This is a genomic window from Oscillibacter sp. CU971 (genome assembly GCF_905219725.1).
In the GTDB taxonomy this organism is placed as follows: Bacteria; Bacillota; Clostridia; order Oscillospirales; family Oscillospiraceae; genus Oscillibacter.
In genome coordinates, this window is the sequence record NZ_CAJMXG010000526.1 from 1 (window position 1) to 1,226 (window position 1,226).

General features: G+C 54.9%; 1 protein-coding gene and 1 pseudogene. One reads left to right on the plus strand and one right to left on the minus strand.

Features of this window, described 5'->3' with window-relative positions; all coding sequences use genetic code 11:
* A pseudogene (locus JX325_RS18820) lies at positions 1-304 on the plus strand (hypothetical protein); the annotation flags it as partial.
* 189 nt (positions 305-493) lie between these two features.
* Here JX325_RS18820 and JX325_RS17145 read toward each other — a convergent pair.
* Positions 494-1,153, minus strand: coding sequence for a dihydrodipicolinate synthase family protein (locus tag JX325_RS17145; protein ID WP_243414164.1), 660 nt, complete (start codon positions 1,151-1,153; stop codon positions 494-496).
* Positions 1,154-1,226: the final 73 nt, after the last annotated feature.

Here is a 1,226-nt window from a genome sequence, read left to right on the forward strand (position 1 = left end):
GCCGTCCCCCTGCTACCCCACCGCCGTCACCCGGAGCGAGGATGGCAGCGAGATCAGGAAGATGTACGACCTGGGGCAGTCGGATGATCCCGCGGGCATCCCCCGTTCCGACTTCGAGCAGGACGGCTATCACTACACCCTCACCGACCTGCTGAAGCAGAACCTCCCCGCCAACGAGAGCCGCCAGCACACGGAAACCGTGTCCGTGCCCAGCCAGGCCAGAGCAAGGACATGGGCGCGGTGCTGGCCCTTCTCCCGCAGACCAAGGAGTTTGTCACCGAGGACGGCCTTGCCGGAACGCTAACCCTGAAACTGGACACGGTGAATGTGGAGGTAGCCGGGTATGGCAGCGCCACCAGGAGTCTGACCGCCACCCGCACCTATCCCGGCCTTGCCGACCAGGACACGCAGTATATCCCCAAGTCCATCAGCGACAATGGCCGTTCCCTGACCCTCCAGACCGTGAACTGGCAGACCGAGGGGAACGGCCACTTTACCGCACCCAAGCGGCGCAGATTTCGGGCACAACATTGCTTAAAGCGGCGATACAGCCGTTGCCGCCTGCGAGAACGTTGTGGGCAAAGTTGTCGTCATAGCCGGAGTAAATTTCAAAGGAAGGAACCTGCGACTTCACCACCTTAATGAGCTCCCGGGTGTGATCCATACCGGGGATGGTGTCCTTTATGCCAACGATATTGCTGTGGAGCTTAGTTAATTGCAAGACAGTTTCTGGTGGTATGGTATAGCCGGTATTATCGGGGAAGTTATAAATGTAGATATTACCATGGATCTGATTAGCCAGGTGGTCATAGTAATGGAGCAGCTCACCGGCGCCAAAATGGAAATAGTAGGGCGGCAGGATCATGACGGCATCCAGGCAGAAATTAGAAAAGTCAATGATCTCATCCGCCACCATATTGGATGTGCCGATAATAAGCTTTACCCGGTGATTCACTTTTTCAATGGAAAACTCAGCCATTTTCCGGTGCTGATCCATCGGCATGGCAAAGAACTCGCTGCAACTGCCCTCCACGAGGATGCCGTCCATCCCCTTTTCGATCAGGTTGTCAAACAGCTTTTCCTGGCTTTCAAAATCCATAGTGCCATTCTGGCGAAATAGCGTAATGGTTGGCGCCATATATTCCGCGTTCATAAAATTCCTCCAGACTTCACATTTCAAATCAAGATTCTGCATGGGGAGGCAATGGGGAGGCACAGTAAAGCAG

Excerpts from the sequence above, each read along its gene's own strand:
- JX325_RS17145 (WP_243414164.1), bottom strand. The coding sequence starts at position 1,153 with ATGAACGCGGAATATATGGCGCCAACCATTACGCTATTTCGCCAGAAT.